Source organism: uncultured Azonexus sp. (assembly GCF_937982035.1).
GTDB lineage: Bacteria > Pseudomonadota > Gammaproteobacteria > Burkholderiales > Rhodocyclaceae > Azonexus.
Window position 1 is genome coordinate 16,142 of record NZ_CALJNI010000002.1, and the last position, 16,724, is coordinate 32,865.

Consider the following 16,724-nt stretch of genomic DNA (forward strand, 5'->3'; position numbering starts at 1 on the left):
TCAGGCTGGCCCGGTCTCGGCGGCCAGCCCGATCAACGAGGAAAAAACCAGGGATGCACCGTCGCCGACGGCATCCACGGCATTTTCCTCATGCAGCGTATCGGTCAGCACGCGCAGGAGCAGCTGCCAGTGCGTCCCGCCGGCAAAGGCATTGAAATAGGCCAGCGAACCGGCGAAGTCCTCGCCCAGGCAACGGCATAGATGACCGCCCAGCACCTGGCCGCCCAGCGCCGACCCCTCGACGGCATAAACCACGCCGAGCAGCCCGGCCGCAGACGCCGGCAGGCAGACTTCGGCAGCGACCGGAAGCGGCGCCCCCAACGTGGCCAGATCGACAGCCAGCAAGGCGCGTCGCGGCCGGTAGAAATGGGCGAAAGGCGTCGCCGCCAGACGCCGCATGAGTTCATCTTCCAGACCGTGGTAAAAGGCATGGAAGATACTCAGCGCCTTCGTCACATCGGCAGGCGAGACATCGTCCCGGGTCAGGCGGCTGAACGCGGCACAGCGCTCCAATTGACGGTGCAGGACCGACGTCCTCGCCCGCAGGCGGCTCAGCGGATCAGTCACGGCGGCCCAGCTGCATCAGCAATTCACGCAGTTTGAGACCGAGCAGCCGGGCTTCGTTATCCCAGGGACGACTGCGCCCGAGGCGCTTCTCCACCCATTTCTCGAAGGAACGCCGCGGCGCAATGCCGTACACCCCGTCATGGCGCTCCACGGGTTTGTCGGGATTGCCGCCCCAGGCCACATCGTGGATGTGCTCGTGCCGCGTCAGGTAGACCCGCAACATCAGGCCGTCCGCCGTTTTCGCCTTGACCGCGAGCACACCGGCCACGCGCGACAACGGACAATCCGGCAACTGGCGCGACAGGGATTCGGCCAGCCAGACCGGATCGATCTGCTGACCGACGAACCAGTCGTCGATATGCGACAAGGTGTCGGACTCGAATCCTTCCCCCCAGTCCACATGCCCTTCGTTCAGGCACAGTTGCACGCCATCGACACCGAACTCCGCCGCCAGCCAGGTTCCGAGGCGCGGCCAAGCGGCGACGATATCGCCGGCTTCGTGCACGATCTCCCGGGCCTCGCCGAAACGGCGCACCAGACCGTCGAGCAACTGCATGCGGCGCTGGGCAAAGTAGGCCGCCAGACCCAGCGTATGCGAGCGCACTTCCTGCGACGCCTGGCTGAGTCTGCCCAGCCCGACCTGGCACGGCATCGCGTTATGGCAGGCGACCAAACCCCACAATTGCCCACCGACGACAATCGGAAACGACAGCGACGCACCGACCCCCATGTTGGACAGATAAACGGCATGGACCGGCGAAACGCTGCGCAGGTCCGAATAACTCAGATCGGGCGGGATATCGTCGCGCCCGAGCAGGGGCACGGGTGTCGCCAGCGCATCCGGGATCAGTCGCCAGGGATTCTGCTGGTAGAGCACGCGGGCAATCTGCGGGATGTCGCTGGCCGGGAAACGCAAACCCAGGTAAGTACCCTCCGCGCCTTCCTGGCGTACTTCGGCCAGCACCTCGCCGTCCCCGTCCTCGAGGAAGCGGTAGTACATGACCCGCTGGAAGCCGGTATGGATGCAGACCTTCTCGATCAGCGCCTGACGCTGCGCCTCGACTTCATCGTGGCTGGCCGGCGGCACCACACCCTGGGTCGCGATGCTCGGGAAAACCGGGTCCTCGCAACAGGGAATCAATTCGGCGACGATCCGCCCCTGGGCATTGCGGGTCAGCACCACGTCAAGCCGGCCATCGCGACCATTCAGGGCGGCCTCGTACTGCAGGCGGCTGCCTGCCCGTTCGCCGAGTTCGCCGGCCATCTCGGCCAGCGGTGCCGGCATCGGCGCATCAAGTGCGACGATGAAATCGTCCGCCAGCAACTGGGCGGCGTTGGTCGAGAAATGACTGATCCGCGATTGCTCGTCGATCACCAGCAGGGCGCCATGCGGCTGTATGGCCCCGGAAAGATGCAATTCTTCCTTTTCGCATTCGTCGATGAAACGTCTATCCACCTTCAACCCTCGCCAACAAGTCCTCGAAATCAACCGTTTCCAGCGGCCGCGACAAATGGTAGCCCTGCACCACCTCGCAACCATGGCTGGTCAGCCACTGCATCTGCCTTTCGTTTTCCACCCCTTCGGCCACCGAGCGCAGGCCCAGCGCCTGCGCCAGCCCGAGTACCGCGCGGGCAATCGCCTCGTCGTCCGTATCGCTGCCCAGGCCATCGACGAAGCTCTTGTCCACCTTGAGTTCGGCGAGCGGCAGACGCTTGAGATAGATCAGCGAGGAATAGCCGGTCCCGAAATCATCGACACTGATGGCCACGCCGCTCTGGTGCAGACGATTGAGATTGCCGATCACCGCCTCGCTGTTCTCGAGCAGGGCGCCTTCCGTGATTTCCACCTGCACCAGGCCGGCCGGAACGCCGCTGTCCTGCAAGGCAAGCACCAGGGAATCGGCCATGTCGGCCTCGCGCACGTTGCGCGGCGAACAGTTGAAGGCGATCGGCGGCACCTTCAGCCCCAGCTTCAACCAGGTCGCGATCTGGCTCAACAGGAGTTTCTGCACCATCCGCGTGACGTCCTTGATCAATCCGCAGGCTTCGCACACCGGAATGAATTCCCCCGGTGAAACGTCGCCCAGCTCGGGGTCGCGCCAGCGCAGCAGAGCCTCCGCGCCGACCAGGGGATGGCCGGACTGAAGGCTGAACTTGGGTTGATAGACCAGGCGCAGCCGCCCCAGATCCAGCGCTGCCCGCATCGCGCTTTCCATCGTTGCCCGCTTGAGCAGACGGACGTGCAGGTCGGGAACAAAAAATTCGACCCGGTTGCGCCCCAGTTCCTTGGCCCGGTACATCGCGGTATCGGCCGCCTTGACCAGTGCATTGCTGTCCTGCCCGTCCTCCGGGAAGAAGGCGACGCCGACGCTGGCCGAGACAAACAGCTGGCGCCCCTGGATATCGAACGACGCCGCCAGCTCATCGACGATACGTCGCGAAATCCGGCCCGCACCCTCGGCGTCGCAATCGGAGAGCACCGCCGTGAATTCGTCGCCGCCCAGCCGGGCCACCGTATCGACATCGCGCATCACCTGCTGCAGGCGGTTTGCCGCCTGCCTCAGCAGTTCGTCGCCGATGTCGTGACCCAGGGTGTCGTTGATGTCCTTGAAGTTGTCGAGGTCGATGAACATCAGCGCCAGCCGTTCCTGCTTCCGCCGGGCCTGGGCCAGGGCGTGACGCAGGCGGTCCTGGAACAGGGTGCGGTTGGGCAGCCCCGTGAGCACGTCGTGGGCAGCCAGATACTCGGCCTTGCGCTGGGCATTCTTGATGTCGGTGATGTCGGAAAAGACCGAGACGAAATGCTCGACCCGTCCATCGGCGTCATCGACCCGGTTGATCGTCAGCCACTCGGGGAAGACCTCGCCGCTTTTCCGGCGATTCCAGATTTCGCCCTGCCAGAAACCCTTGTCGCGCAAGGCACCCCACATGGCCGCATAAAAATCGGCACTGTGCCGGCCCGACTTCAATAAACGTCCGACCTGCTTGCCCACCGATTCCTCGATGCAATAACCGGTAATTGCCGCGAACGCCTTGTTGGTCGTCTGGATCACACCCTGCGGGTCGGTCACGACGATGGCTTCGCCCGCCTGGTCGAAAACCCGAGCGGTGATCCGCAACTGCTGTTCGGCCAGCTTGCTGACCGAAACATCTTCGGCTTCGAAAATCAGGGCCACGGGATTGCCCGACGGGTCGTAAAGACTCTGGTGCACGGCGCGCAGGTAACGAACGCCGCGGACATCGTTGATCTCGTACTCGACGGTCACCGCCATCCGGCTGCGCAGCGAGGACACCGTGCTATCCCACAGATTGACTGCCAGTTGGTGATCGAACAGCGAAAAATCGTTCTTGCCGAGTACGTCCTGATCTTCGAGGCCGAAGAACTCGATGAAACGGCGGTTGGCGTAAATGTAGTTGCCGGACACATCGCGCATGGCGAAGATCACCGTGGTGTTCTCCATCAGCGCATTGAGCCGCTCCTCGGACTGGGACAGGGCTTCCTGGGTGCGGACAATGTCGGTCACATCGATGAAGCTGACCACCAGGGAACTGATGCTCCCGGTTTTCCCGAGCCCTGGGGAAATCAGTACCCGCAGGTCGCGCTTGTCCACCTGGACCAGGATCTGCTCGCGGTCGCCGTGGGCCAGCGCCCGCCCCAGCCAGGTTTCCATCTCGCCCAACGCTTCCGGCAGGCGCAGGCGCGAAAGATGCTGGCGCAGCGCCGTCGACCGGAGATCGAAGCGCCGCGCCGCCGGCGCGTTGAAGCGGCTCAACTGCAACGAACGATCGAAGACCAGGACCGGATATTCCAGCGCATCGTAGAGATGGGCGTAATCCTCCGACAGGCGCGACAGTTCGATGGTCTTGACGTTGAGTTCTTCGTTCAGGCTGACCAGTTCCTCATTGGTCGCCTGCATTTCCTCGTTGGCGGCCTCGAGTTCCTCGTTGGTCGCCTGCAATTCCTCGTTGGCGGCCTGCGACTCCTCGTTGAGGGCCTGCATTTCCTCGTTGGCGGTCGCCATTTCCTCGACCAGCGCCTGCAGATGCTCGCGCGTGGTCAGCAGTTCGTCTTCAAGCTGCTGCGTGGTGCTGGGTTGAACTTCCTCGACCGCGACTTCCTTGACCGCTTCCGGGGCAAAGATGACCAGCAGCAATTCGCCCGAACCGTCGGATACCGGCTCGACGATGATGCGCAGGTAGTCGCGGCCCAGACGCCGCCGCCGGCCCTTCTGGGTCGAGTTCTGCTGCTGGCAGCGACGCAGCAGCGTCAACACCTCGCCGCGCAGATCGGGGACCACGACATCGCCCAGTAACAGGCGCGACGCGCCGACCGGGAAGTGCATGAGCTTTTCAACTTCGCCCGCAGTGTGCAGGACATTCCCTTCCCGGTCACAGATGGCCACGGTCAGGCCGAAATGCGACACCAGCCCGGAGAGCAGCAATTCGAGCCGCCGGTCGCGCCGCTGCACCGTCGTCCGCAACGAACTGACCGGCAGGCTCGAGGAGGTCGGGATGATCGGCATCGAATCGCCCTGCTTGCGGAACAGGCGCTCGCGGCGATCGATGGTCGAAAAATGCTGCTCGGCCTGGGCGATGCTTTCCGAACGCCCAAGGAAAAGATAAGCGTCGGCGGCCAGCCCGAAGTGGAAAATCTTCAGCACCTTGCTCTGCAGCGGCGCATCGAAATAAATCAGCACGTTGCGGCAACTGACCAGGTCAAGACGCATGAAAGGCGGGTCGCTGACCAGGTTGTGACGGGCAAACACGATCATGTCGCGCAATACCTTGCCGGCTTCGTAGGTATTGCCGATCTGCTTGAAATAGCGGTCGAGCTGGTCCGGCCCGACTTCGCTCATCGAGGCGGCGGCATAAACGCCGCGGCGGGCGACGTTGAGCGCCTCGTCATCGACGTCGGTGGCGAAAATCTGGACCCGGTACTGCTCCAGCTTGTCGCCGAGCGCGTCGGCAAACAGCATGGCAATCGAGTAGGCCTCCTCGCCGGTCGCGCAACCGGCGACCCAGACCCGGATTTCGCTGCCCGGCGCCTTGCGCGCCACGATGTCGCCAACCACCCGCCGCAAGGCGGCAAAAGCCTCGCGGTCACGAAAGAATGCGGTCACCGAGATCAGGATGTCGCGGGCCAGCAACTCCAGTTCTTCGGGATGGCGCTCGACCCAGCGCAGGTAAGCGGCCAGGTCCTCCCCGCCGGTGGCGAACTGGCGACGACGGATGCGCCGCATCAGGGTGCCGACCTTGTAACCGGAAAAATCGAACTGAAGCCGGTCGCGCAGGCTGACCAGCAGATTCTGCAGCAGGTCCGGCGGCGCCTCGACTTCGCTGCCGGCCGGCGGCAGCTCCAGCAGACGGGGGATCTGGTCGGCGATTTCTTCCGGCGTCAGCACATGATCGACCACGCCGGCCTCGATGGCTGCCCTGGGCATGCCGTCATACTTGGCGCTATCCGGCCGCTGGGCCAGCGTGAAACCGCCGGCCGCCTGAATCGCCCGCAGACCGGCAACGCCATCCGAACCGGTGCCGGAAAGCACGACGCCGATGGCGGCATCGCCCTCCTCGGCGGCCAGCGAGATCAGGAACTGGTTGATCGACGGCTTGGGAACGACCTCGGGCGCCGCCGTCATCAGGCAGAAGCAGCCTTCCCGGATCAGGGCATTCGAGTTGGCCGGAACGACGTAGATGACTCCGGCCTCGGGCACGTCGCCCTGTTCCATTTCCTTGACGTGCAGGGAGGTTTCACGGCCGAGTATCTCGACCATCATGCTCCGGTAACTCGGCGACAAGTGTTGCAGAACGACGTAAGCGCACGGCAGGCCGGGCTTCAAATGGCTGATCAACTGCGTGATCGCTTCCAGACCGCCCGCCGACGCACCGATGCCGGCAATAGCAACACTGCCCATGTGGATTCTCCCTGTTTCGGGATATCGTATCAGAGTTGCTTGGTATTACCTTCGGCTTAGGAAAAAGTTCCCGAGGCCCGCTGCCGCAGGGCCAGCCCTTCGTTGAAGATCAGTGCGAACAGGACCAGTCCGCCACCGGCCAGCACGCTCACGGCGGGCTGTTCGCCGGCCCACAGCCAGGCCCAGGCAACGCCGAAAATGACTTCGAGCAGCGCCAGCAGGGCGATTTCCGGGGCAGGCAGGACACGCGTCAGGCGAACCACCAGCAGGCAGGGGATGGCCAGTTGCACGACACCGAGCAAGGCCAGCAGGCCGAGATCATGGGTCGTTGCCTGCAACGGCCAGGCCAGCGGCAGGGTGCACAAGGCCGACAGCACGGCGCCGATGAGCACGGCCGGCAGCATGTCCGGCCCGGCATCGCCCCCCTGACCGGTCTTCTGCAGCAGGGTCCAGTTGACCGCCGCCGCCAGGGGGACCGCGCAGGCCACCAGCGAACCGAGCAGGCGCGCGCCGGCCGGGGCTTCGGCGCCGAACATCCAGGCAATGCCCAGCCCGGCCAGCGCGATCGCCAGCCAGGTCCGCAGCGGCAGGCGCTGCTTCAGGAAGAAACGGGCAAACAGCGCGGTGATCATCGGCCCGAGGGCCATCGTCACCAGCACCATGGCGACCGTGGTCATGGTGATCGCCAGCATGAAGGCGGTAAACATCACCGCCCAGCACAGGCCGGAAATCCAAACGATGCGCGGCGCGTTCAGCAGGCCGGCCCACAACCCCGGCCCGCGCAGCCAGGTCAGGCCGATGGCCAGCGCCAGTGCGTTGAAGCCGCTACGCCAGAAATTGACCTCGAAGCCGGCAGCGGCTTCCAGGTGACGGGCAACGACCCCGGCGATGCTCCACAGCAGCGTCACCAGCACCATCAAGGCGACGGCACGACGATGGGTCATGAATTCAGCGACGTCGGCGACGGGCTTCGAACAGGCAGACACCGGCGGCAACCGAGACGTTCAGGCTGTCGACGCTGCCATGCATGGGAATGCTGACCAGCTGGTCGCAGGTTTCCCGAGTCAGACGGCGCATGCCCTCGCCTTCCGCGCCCATGACCCAGGCGGTGGCCTGCGGCCATTCGGCAGCGTAAAGATCCTCGCTGGCTTCGCCGGCCGTGCCGATCACGCAGATATCGCGCTCCTTCAGTTCGCGCAGCGTGCGCGCCAGGTTGGTGACCATCACGTAGGGCACGGTTTCGGCCGCGCCGCAGGCGGTCTTGACGGCCACGTCGTTGAGGCCGGCGGCCCGGTCCTTGGGCGCGATCACCGCATGGACACCGGCGGCGTCGGCGACGCGCAGGCAGGCGCCGAGATTGCGCGGATCGGTGACGCCATCGAGGACCAGCAGGAAGGCCGGCTCCTCCAGCGTATCGAGCACATCGTCGAGATGCGCCGGCTTGCGCGCGCCTTCGATGCGGGCAACCACCCCCTGGTGCCGACCGCCGCCGGCCAGATCGTCGAGGCGCTTGCTATCGGCGAGGATGAACTTCACCCCCTGCAGTTCGGCGTGCTTCAACAACTCGCGGGCACGGGCATCTTGCCGGCCGGCGTCGATCAGGATTTCCTTCAGCGATTCGGGATCCTGGCGAAGCTTGGCGGTAATGGCATGAAAGCCGTAGATCAGGCGCGATGTCATGGCGGACTATCCGGAGGAAGGAGCCGAATTCTACCGCGCCGCACCGGATCGGTGCGAATCCGGTATTCAGTCCGACTGCCCGACCTTGACCACGCCCTGCTCGTTGTTCAGCCAGCGGACCAGCATCAGGTCGTGCAAGCCGATGTGGTTATCAACCCAGCGCCCGAGCAAGGCATCGAGTTCGCGGATACGGCGGACGGTTTGTTCGCTGTCGAGCCGGGAGACGATTTCCTGGACTTTCTGGGCAATCGCCGCATGATCCTCGATGTGGGCATCGCACAGGGCCTTGTCGGTCATCGACATCAGGGCGTCGCGCATGATGCGCTCTTCCGTCGCGAAATGATCGAGGATGAAGGCAAACAGGTCGCCAAGCTGACTGACGACTTCCTTCTCGCAGGCGTTCTGGCGCAGGCGATCGCAGCCGCGGCAACTGTCCAGGCGGTCCGGATCGACACAAACCCGACGCAGGTTTTTCATGATCCCGAGCAGCAGACGATGTTCGTCGTCGATCAGGTAATTGCCCGTTTCCAGCGCCGGCGGCAAATCCGCCATGATCTGTCCAAGTTGTGATTCGACCACCAACGGAGCGTCAGCTTCGTACCTCATCCTGCCCTCAAGATGCATGGATCAAACAAACATTTTATCACTTTGGTCATATGCCGATCCACGGCACACGAAAATGGGGCGCATTGAATGCGCCCCTGTGCCGCAGTTGCAACAGGCGGTCAGCGACGACGCCGGGCGACGGTTTTCTTGCCCGCGGTTTTCTCCGCCGTCGCCGTTTTTGGCTGGTCACGGACGAGCACGAAGTCGATCTTGTTCGATTCGAGGTCGGCGCGAACCAGCTTGACCCGCACCCGGTCGCCGAGACGGAAGCGTTCGCCGCTGCGCTCGCCGAGCATCTGGTGCTTGATGTTGTCGAACTGGAAGTAGTCCTGCCCCAGTTCCGAGACGTGAACCAGACCTTCGACATAGACCTCGTCCAGCGCAACGAAAATGCCAAACGCGGTGACTGCCGAGATCGTCCCGGCAAAAACCTCGCCGATGCGCTCCTTCATGAAGAAGGTCTTCAGCCAGTTCTCGACATCGCGCGTCGCTTCGTCGGCGCGCCGCTCGGTCGCCGAGCATTGCAGGCCGATGTCGTCCCAGGGCTTGCTCGGCTCGTATTTCTCGCCGGCCAGCACGGCCTTGATCGCACGATGCACGAGCAGGTCCGGATAACGTCGGATCGGCGAGGTGAAGTGCGTGTAGTGCTCGTAGGCCAGGCCGAAGTGACCGACGTTGTCGGGGCTGTACATGGCCTGGCGCAGCGAGCGCAGCATCACCGTCTGCAGCAGCTGGAAATCCGGCCGCGGCTTGATCTTCTCGAGCAGGGCGGCGTAGTCCTTGGCACGCGGATCGTCGCCGCCGCTCAAGGCCATCCCGAACTCGCCGAGGAAGGTGCGCAGGTTGCGCAGCTTTTCCTCGGACGGTCCCTCGTGGATGCGGTACAGGCAGGTCTGCTTGTGCTCGGCGAGGAAGTCGGAGGCGCAGACGTTGGCCGCCAGCATGCATTCCTCGATGATGCGATGGGCGTCGTTGCGCACCACCGGGACGATGTTCTCGATCTTGCCCTGATCGTTGAACAGCATCTGCGTTTCGGTGGTCTCGAAATCGATCGCGCCACGCTGGCCGCGCGCCTTGTGCAGGGCGGCGTAGAGCTTGTACAGGTTGTGCACGTGCGGCAGCACCGCCTGTTCGGCATCGCCTTGCGGCTTGCCCTCGCCCGACAGCCAGGACCAGACCTTGTTGTAGGTCAGCCGCGCATGCGAGCGGAAGACGGCCGGATAGAAACGGTACTTGCCGATCTTGCCGGCGGCGCTGATCGACATGTCGCAGACCATGGCCAGGCGTTCGACGTCGGGATTCAGCGAACAGATGCCGTTGGACAGCTTTTCCGGCAGCATCGGGATGACCCGGCGCGGGAAGTACACCGAATTGCCGCGCTCCAGCGCTTCCTTGTCGAGGGCCATGCCGGGGCGCACATAGTGCGAGACATCGGCAATCGCCACCACCAGACGCCAGCCGCGCCCCTGCTTTTCGCAAAAGACGGCGTCGTCGAAGTCGCGGGCAGTCTCACCGTCGATGGTGACCAGCGGCAATTCGCGCAGGTCCTCACGGCCCTTGAAGTCCGTCTTGCGCACCTTGTCCGGCATCTGCTTGTTTTCCTCGAGCGCCGCCTTGGAAAACTCGAACGGCAGGTCGTGCTTGCGCAGGGCAATCTCGATCTCCATGCCCGGATCGGCATAATTGCCGAGCACCTCGACGATGCGCCCGATCGGCTGGGAAAACTTGCTGGGCTGCTCGATGATCTCGACCATCACCACCTGGCCGGACTGGATCTTGAGCTTGGATTTCTTTTCCGGCGGCACCAGGATGTCCTGGGCGATGCGCTTGTTTTCCGGAGCAACGATGACGACGCCGTGTTCGACGAAAACGCGGCCGACCAGGCGGGTATTCACCCGCTCGGTGACTTCGACGATGCTGCCTTCCGGCCGTCCTTTACGGTCGGTACCGGTGATCCGGACCAGCGCCCGGTCGCCATGCAGCACCTTGCCCATCTGCCGCTGATCGAGAAAGATGTCGGCGCTGCCGTCATCGGGCACCAGAAAGCCGTAACCATCCTGGTGTCCCTGGATGCGCCCAGCGGTCAGGCTGGCCCGTTCGGGCAGGATGTAATCGCCTTTGCGGTTACGCAGCAACTGGCCCTCGCGCTCCATGGCACCAAGGCGGCGCTGGAACATTTCGCGCTCGACACTGGCGATATCGAGCAGATCGACCAGATTGGCAAAGCTCAGGGGACGACCTTCGTCGGTCAGGGTTTGCGTCACGTATTCGCGCGACGGCAAAGGGAATTCATAACGTTTGCTCTCGCGCTCGAAAAATGGATCGGCACGACGTATCTTCGACAACTTCTTTCTTGACATCACTTTTTCTTTCTCTATAATGGCGGCTCTTCGCACCTGTGCCCAGGTGGCGGAATTGGTAGACGCACTAGTTTCAGGTACTAGCGCTGAGAGGCGTGGGGGTTCGAGTCCCTTCCTGGGCACCAGCGATTTTGACAGAAGGTCTTGCTACGGCAAGGCCTTTTTTCATTTCTGGCGCACGCGTCGACAAAGCGAATTGTCTCACAGCACAAGCTTCCCCGAGCTTAACAATTACTAACATCTGGTTGCAGCAAGCGCGCCAGCGGCTGGCTATCCTGACCTCGTGCCAACACCATTGACGAGGTTCATCATGAAACGACTTGCCAGCACCCTGCTCGCTGCCGCCCTGGGCATCGGCCTGACCGGACAGGCCAGCGCCGGCCCGGATCGCCACTGGCGCAACGACCATCGCCCCCAGATCAGCCACCATCATCACTACCATGCGCCGCCACCACGTGCCAGGAAGCATCATCACCACCGCAACGACTGGGTTGGTCCGGCTGCCGTGCTGACCATCGGCGGCCTGGCCATCGGGACCGCGCTCTATCATGCCAACACGCCACCGCGCGTCGTCCATGGCGCACCGCCCCCGCCGGGTGGCAACTGGTTCTACTGCCGTTCGTCCGGACAATACTATCCCTATACCCAGGCCTGCCCGGAGGGCTGGCAGGCGGTTCGTCCGCACTGAAAGACAAAGCGGGCCAGACGGCCCGCTTTGCATTGCCCGGGAACAATCCGGATTACTTGAACGGATGCTGCTTGAGGATGGTCTCGTCGCGCTCGGGACCGGTCGACACGATGGCGATCGGCACCTCGCAGAGTTCCTCAAGGCGGTTCAGGTAGGCCTGGGCGTTGACCGGCAGGTCTTCCCAACGCTTGACGCGGAAGGTCGTCCCTTCCCAACCCGGCATGGTTTCGTAGATCGGCACGCAACGGGCGACGTCGTCGGCACCGATGGGCAGCAGATCGACAACCTTGTCGCCCAGCTGGTAACCGGTGCAGATCTTGATTTCCTTGAGGCCGTCGAGCACGTCGAGCTTGGTGATGCACAGGCCGGTGAGTCCGTTGATGCGGGCCGAACGGCGCAACAGCGCAGCATCGAACCAGCCGCAGCGGCGCTTGCGCCCGGTCACCGTACCGAATTCCTTGCCCACCGAGAACATCTGGTGACCCGGCGTGCCTTCGGTATCGATATCCAGTTCGCTCGGGAACGGACCGCCGCCGACGCGCGTGCAGTAGGCCTTGGTGATGCCCAGCACATAGTGCAGCATGCCCGGGCCGACACCGGCACCGGCAGCCGCCTGACCGGCAACGCAGTTGGACGAGGTGACGAAGGGATAGGTACCGTGGTCGATGTCGAGCAGGGTGCCCTGGGCGCCTTCGAACAGCATGTTGTGGCCGGCCTTGTTGGCATCGTAGAGCGCGGCGGATACGTCCACGACCATCGGCCGGATCACTTCGGCATCGGCCATGGCCTGGTCGTACACAGTCTGGAAGTCGACCGGGTCGGCCTTGAAGTACTGGGTCAGCACGAAGTTGTGGTATTCCAGCACTTCCTTGAGTTTTTCGGCGAAACGCTCCGGATGGAACAGGTCATAGACGCGCAGGCCGCGGCGCGAAACCTTGTCCTCGTAGGTCGGGCCGATGCCCTTGCCGGTCGTGCCGATCTTCTTGTCGCCGGCCTTGGCCGCTTCGCGCGCCTTGTCGATGGCCGAGTGGTAGGGCAGGATGATCGGGCAGCCGGGGCTGACCTTGAGGCGGGAACGGACGTCGATGCCGCCCTTTTCCAACTCGGCGATTTCCGAGATCAGGTGATGGATGTCGAGCACGACACCGTTGCCGATGTAGCAATCGACACCGGCGCGAACGATGCCCGAGGGCACCAGGTTGAGCTTGTAGACGTTGTCGCCGACGACCAGCGTATGGCCGGCATTATGACCGCCCTGGAAACGCACCACGCCCTGGGCGTGGTCGGTCAGCCAGTCGACGATCTTCCCCTTCCCTTCGTCGCCCCACTGGGTACCGACGACGATGACATTCTTGGCCATTTTCTCTCTCAATCCTCTTGTATAGCTTCAATGATCCAGCGCCCGCCGACCTGGACCAGCTTGCGGTCGCATGACGGGCCTTCGCAGGCGGTCTCGCCCGGCAACAGTTCGACGACGGTCTCGCCATGCTCGCGCAGCGCAGCAATGTGCGAAGCCAGCAACTTGTCGGCACCGGCATACGGGGCGAGCACACCGCGGACCGGCTTGCCGGCCGGCGCCAGTTGCGCCAGCTGACGCAGGTCCAGCGAAAAACCGGTGGCCGGACGCGCCCGGCCAAAGGCCTTGCCGGCGCCGTCGTAACGCCCACCAAGCGCGATCGCCGCCGGGAAGCCCGGGCAGTAGGCGGCAAAGACGATGCCGTTGTGATAGTGATAACCGCGCAGGTCAGCCAGATCGATGGAGAACGGCAGTTCCGGCGCGCTCGAAATCAGGTGGCGCAGTTGTTCCAGCGCGGCACGGATGGCCGGCAGGTCGGGCAGGCAGGCCACGGCGCGATCAACGGTTTCCGGCCCGCCGTAGAGCGTCGGCAGCGCCAGCAGCGCCTCGCGGAACGGCGACGGCACGGCAGCGGTGGCCTCGGCCAACCCCGGGACATCCTTATCGCGCAGCAGCGCCAGCAACTCGGCTTCGGCATCGCCCGGCAGACCGGCGGCTTCGACCAGGGCGCGGAAGATGCCGACATGACCGAGGTCGATGCGCGCCAGCGGCAGCTTGACCCGGTCGAACGCGGTCGCCATCAAGCGGACGATTTCCAGGTCGGCTTCGACGCCGGCATAACCATACAGTTCGGCCCCGAGCTGAACCTGCTCACGACCGGCCGAAACGTTGGCCGGCAGCGTGTGCAGGGTGCTGCCGCAATAGCACAGACGGGTCACGCCCTGATGGTTGAGCAGATGCGCATCGATACGGGCCGCCTGCGGCGTCATGTCGGCGCGGACGCCCATGGTCCGCCCGGACAACTGATCGACCAGCTTGAAGGTGCGCAGGTTCAGATCCTGGCCGGTACCGGTCAACAGGGAGTCGAGGTATTCCAGCATCGGCGGCATGACGTACTCGAAACCGCGAACGCGGAAATGATCGAGCAGATTGCGACGCAGGGTTTCGATGCGAGCCGCTTCGGACGGCAGGGCATCGGCAATGTATTCGGGAAGCAGCCAGTTCATGAGAAGACTATCAGCAGGACGAGTCCGATCAGCATCGAGGTCAGACCGATGAAACGGATCTGACCGTCGGACAACTGGATCAGGCGGCGAAAGGTTTCACGCCAGGCAGCCGGCGCGATGAACGGCATCGCGCCTTCCAGCACCAGCATCAGCGCAAACGCCAGCAACAGGGTCGAGGTCATTGACGATGATCAGCGGCCGATGTTCTTCATGTACTTGAAGAAATCGGAATTGGGTTCAACGACCAGCACGTCGCTCTTGTTGGCAAAGCTGTTGCGGTAAGCCTCGAGACTGCGATAGAAGGCATAGAACTCGGGGCTCTTGCCGAAGGCTTCGGCATAGGTCGCCGCGGCCTTGGCGTCGCCCTCACCCTTGATCTTCTGGGCTTCGCGATAGGCTTCGGCGATGATCACTTCGCGCTGACGATCGGCATCGGCTCGAATCTTTTCCGCCTCGGCCGCACCTTCGGAACGCAGTTCGTTGGCCACGCGCTTGCGCTCGGCTTCCATCCGGCTATACACGGCGCCGCTGACTTCGTCCGGCAACTCGACCCGCTTCAGGCGGACGTCGACGATCTGCACGCCGATACGGCGGGCGTCGATATCGGCCTTCTCGCGCATCTGGTTCATGATCTTGTCGCGCTCGCCGGAGATGACGTCATTGACCAGGCGCTTGCCGAACTCCTCGCGCAGACCGGCGTTTACCGTCTGGCTCAGGCGGGTACGCGCCCGGGTCTCGTCGCCGCCGACCGAGATGTAGTACAGATTGGGATCGACGATGCGCCACTTGATGTAGGAATCGACCAGCACGTTCTTCTTTTCCGAGGTGATGAAACGCTCGGGATCGGCGCTATCCAGCGTCAGGATGCGACGATCAAAGAAACGGACGTTCTGGATCATCGGAATCTTGAAGTTCAGGCCCGGTTCGGTAATCGTCCGTTTGACCTCACCCAGCTGGAACACCAGCGCATATTGCCGCTGATCGACGGTGAACACCGACATCGACAGGACAACCAGGATCAGGGCGACGATGCCGCCCAGCACATTGAGACGCGAACTCATCAGCGAGCCTCCCGTTCACGCGTTCCCAGCGAACCGGCACGCGTATTGGCATTCAAGGGGTTACCACCGACAGCGGGGAAACTTTCGGATTGCGGCGGGACGCCGCCGGCAAAGGCCGACGACTGGCGCGTCGCCGCGGCGGCCGAACCGCCGCCGTCGATCATGCCCTGCGGGGCCGCGGCGGCGCCACTGGCCGCCCCCATCAACTTGTCGAGCGGCAGGTAGAGCAGATTGCCCTGGCCCTTGGCGTCGACCATGACCTTGGTGGTGTTGGCGTAGATCTGCTGCATGGTTTCCAGGTACATGCGCTGACGCGTGACCTCCGGCGCCTTGGCGTACTCGGTCTGGATCTGGCGGAAGCGCGAGGCATCACCCTGGGCGGTGGAGATCACCCGTTCGCGGTAACCCTGCGCTTCTTCCATCAGACGGGCCGCGGTACCGCGGGCCCGGGGAATCACGTCGTTGGCGTAAGCCTGACCTTCGTTCTTCTGACGTTCGCGGTCCTGACCAGCCTTGACCGCATCGTCGAACGCCGCCTGCACCTGCTCGGGCGGCTGGGCATTCTGCATGGTGACCTTGGAAATCAGGATGCCGGCGTTATAGCGGTCCATGATCTCCTGCATCAGGCGGGCCGCATCGCTGGCGATCTGCTCGCGGCCTTCATAGAGCACGAAGTCCATCTTGCTCTTGCCGACAATTTCACGCACGGCGGTTTCCGCGGCGCCGATCACGGCCTCTTCCGGATGACGGTTGTTGAACAGGAACTCGACCGGATCCTTGAGGATGTACTGCACCGCGAACTGGATGTTCACGATGTTTTCATCGTCGGTCAGCATCAGGGCTTCCTTGAGCACCTTGTTGCGTTCGGTGCCGCGATAGCCGATCTCGACGGTACGCACGCCGGTCAGGTTGACCAGTTCGTGCGACTGGATCGGATACGGCAGACGCCAGCGCAGACCGGGCTCGGTGGTTTCGGTCAGTTTGCCGAACTGGAGCACGACGCCGCGCTGCGAGGCATCGACGATATAGAAGCCGGACGCCAGCCAGACGATGGCGATCAGGCCGACCAGCAGGCCGAGGCCGCCGCTCAGGAACTTGGGATTGAAGTCGACCGGCGGCATGCGCGGACCGTCGCCGCCATTGTTGCCACCGCCGCCGCCCTTCTTGCCCATCATGCCGGACAGTTTGCGGTTGAAGTCCCGCCACAGTTCTTCGAGGTCGGGCGGTCCATCGTTGGGGCGGCGCGGACCGTTGCCGTTCGGCTTGTCGTCGCTGCCGCGATTGCCCCACTGCGGGTCGTTGATCGACATGAGAATACCTAGGG

Annotated in this window: 13 protein-coding genes and 1 tRNA gene; 2 read left to right on the forward strand and 12 right to left on the reverse strand. The window is 63.6% G+C overall.

Translation table 11 applies throughout. From position 1 onward, the window contains the following. The 7 genes from Q0799_RS01870 to rnr form a co-directional block, all read right to left on the reverse strand. Positions 1-567, reverse strand: a complete 567-nt coding sequence (locus tag Q0799_RS01870; RefSeq protein WP_298393600.1) for a biliverdin-producing heme oxygenase — start codon at positions 565-567, stop codon at positions 1-3. Continuing rightward, entirely contained in the window at positions 560-2,023 is a 1,464-nt protein-coding gene (locus tag Q0799_RS01875) for a GAF domain-containing protein (RefSeq protein WP_298393602.1), read from the reverse strand. The genes Q0799_RS01870 and Q0799_RS01875 overlap by 8 nt, the downstream gene beginning before the upstream one ends. Beyond that, on the reverse strand, positions 2,016-6,482 hold the full coding sequence (locus Q0799_RS01880; protein ID WP_298393604.1) for an EAL domain-containing protein: 4,467 nt from the start codon (positions 6,480-6,482) through the stop codon (positions 2,016-2,018). The genes Q0799_RS01875 and Q0799_RS01880 overlap by 8 nt, the downstream gene beginning before the upstream one ends. 56 nt (positions 6,483-6,538) lie before the next feature. Then, positions 6,539-7,426 carry a DMT family transporter gene (locus Q0799_RS01885; protein WP_298393606.1) on the reverse strand — a complete coding sequence of 296 codons (888 nt, stop codon included), beginning with the start codon at positions 7,424-7,426 and terminating at the stop codon, positions 6,539-6,541. A 4-nt stretch (positions 7,427-7,430) separates the two neighbouring features. Then, a complete protein-coding gene (gene rlmB, locus Q0799_RS01890) occupies positions 7,431-8,162 on the reverse strand; it encodes a 23S rRNA (guanosine(2251)-2'-O)-methyltransferase RlmB (protein WP_298393608.1) in 732 nt (243 codons plus the stop codon). Between the two features lie 66 nt (positions 8,163-8,228). Next, on the reverse strand, positions 8,229-8,768 hold the full coding sequence (locus Q0799_RS01895; protein WP_298393610.1) for a hemerythrin family protein: 540 nt from the start codon (positions 8,766-8,768) through the stop codon (positions 8,229-8,231). 119 nt (positions 8,769-8,887) lie between these two features. Continuing rightward, positions 8,888-11,128 carry a ribonuclease R gene (rnr, locus tag Q0799_RS01900; RefSeq protein WP_366940760.1) on the reverse strand — a complete coding sequence of 747 codons (2,241 nt, stop codon included), beginning with the start codon at positions 11,126-11,128 and terminating at the stop codon, positions 8,888-8,890. Positions 11,129-11,168: 40 nt separating this feature from the next. Here rnr and Q0799_RS01905 point away from each other — a divergent pair. Both Q0799_RS01905 and Q0799_RS01910 read left to right on the forward strand, forming a co-directional pair. Further along, positions 11,169-11,253 (forward strand) — tRNA-Leu (locus Q0799_RS01905). A gap of 185 nt (positions 11,254-11,438) precedes the next feature. Next, positions 11,439-11,816: a hypothetical protein gene (locus Q0799_RS01910; protein ID WP_298393612.1), complete on the forward strand. Its 378-nt coding sequence runs from the start codon at positions 11,439-11,441 to the stop codon at positions 11,814-11,816. A gap of 52 nt (positions 11,817-11,868) precedes the next feature. On the opposite strand, the gene Q0799_RS01915 is transcribed toward Q0799_RS01910, so the two are convergent. From Q0799_RS01915 to hflK, 5 genes are read right to left on the reverse strand one after another with little or no spacing between them, the layout of a single operon-like run. Beyond that, positions 11,869-13,176 carry an adenylosuccinate synthase gene (locus Q0799_RS01915; protein ID WP_298393614.1) on the reverse strand — a complete coding sequence of 436 codons (1,308 nt, stop codon included), beginning with the start codon at positions 13,174-13,176 and terminating at the stop codon, positions 11,869-11,871. An 8-nt stretch (positions 13,177-13,184) separates the two neighbouring features. Further along, entirely contained in the window at positions 13,185-14,339 is a 1,155-nt protein-coding gene (locus Q0799_RS01920) for an ATP phosphoribosyltransferase regulatory subunit (protein WP_298393616.1), read from the reverse strand. After that, positions 14,336-14,521 carry a DUF2065 domain-containing protein gene (locus Q0799_RS01925; RefSeq protein WP_028995939.1) on the reverse strand — a complete coding sequence of 62 codons (186 nt, stop codon included), beginning with the start codon at positions 14,519-14,521 and terminating at the stop codon, positions 14,336-14,338. Before Q0799_RS01925 ends, Q0799_RS01920 begins: the two co-directional genes overlap by 4 nt. 9 nt (positions 14,522-14,530) lie before the next feature. Continuing rightward, the gene (hflC, locus tag Q0799_RS01930) at positions 14,531-15,400 is read right to left on the reverse strand and encodes a protease modulator HflC (protein WP_298393619.1); all 870 of its coding nucleotides are present in this window, start codon (positions 15,398-15,400) and stop codon (positions 14,531-14,533) included. Next, positions 15,400-16,710 (reverse strand): FtsH protease activity modulator HflK, encoded by a 1,311-nt coding sequence (gene hflK / locus Q0799_RS01935; protein ID WP_298393621.1) that lies wholly within the window; start codon positions 16,708-16,710, stop codon positions 15,400-15,402. The genes hflC and hflK overlap by 1 nt, the downstream gene beginning before the upstream one ends. Positions 16,711-16,724: the final 14 nt, after the last annotated feature.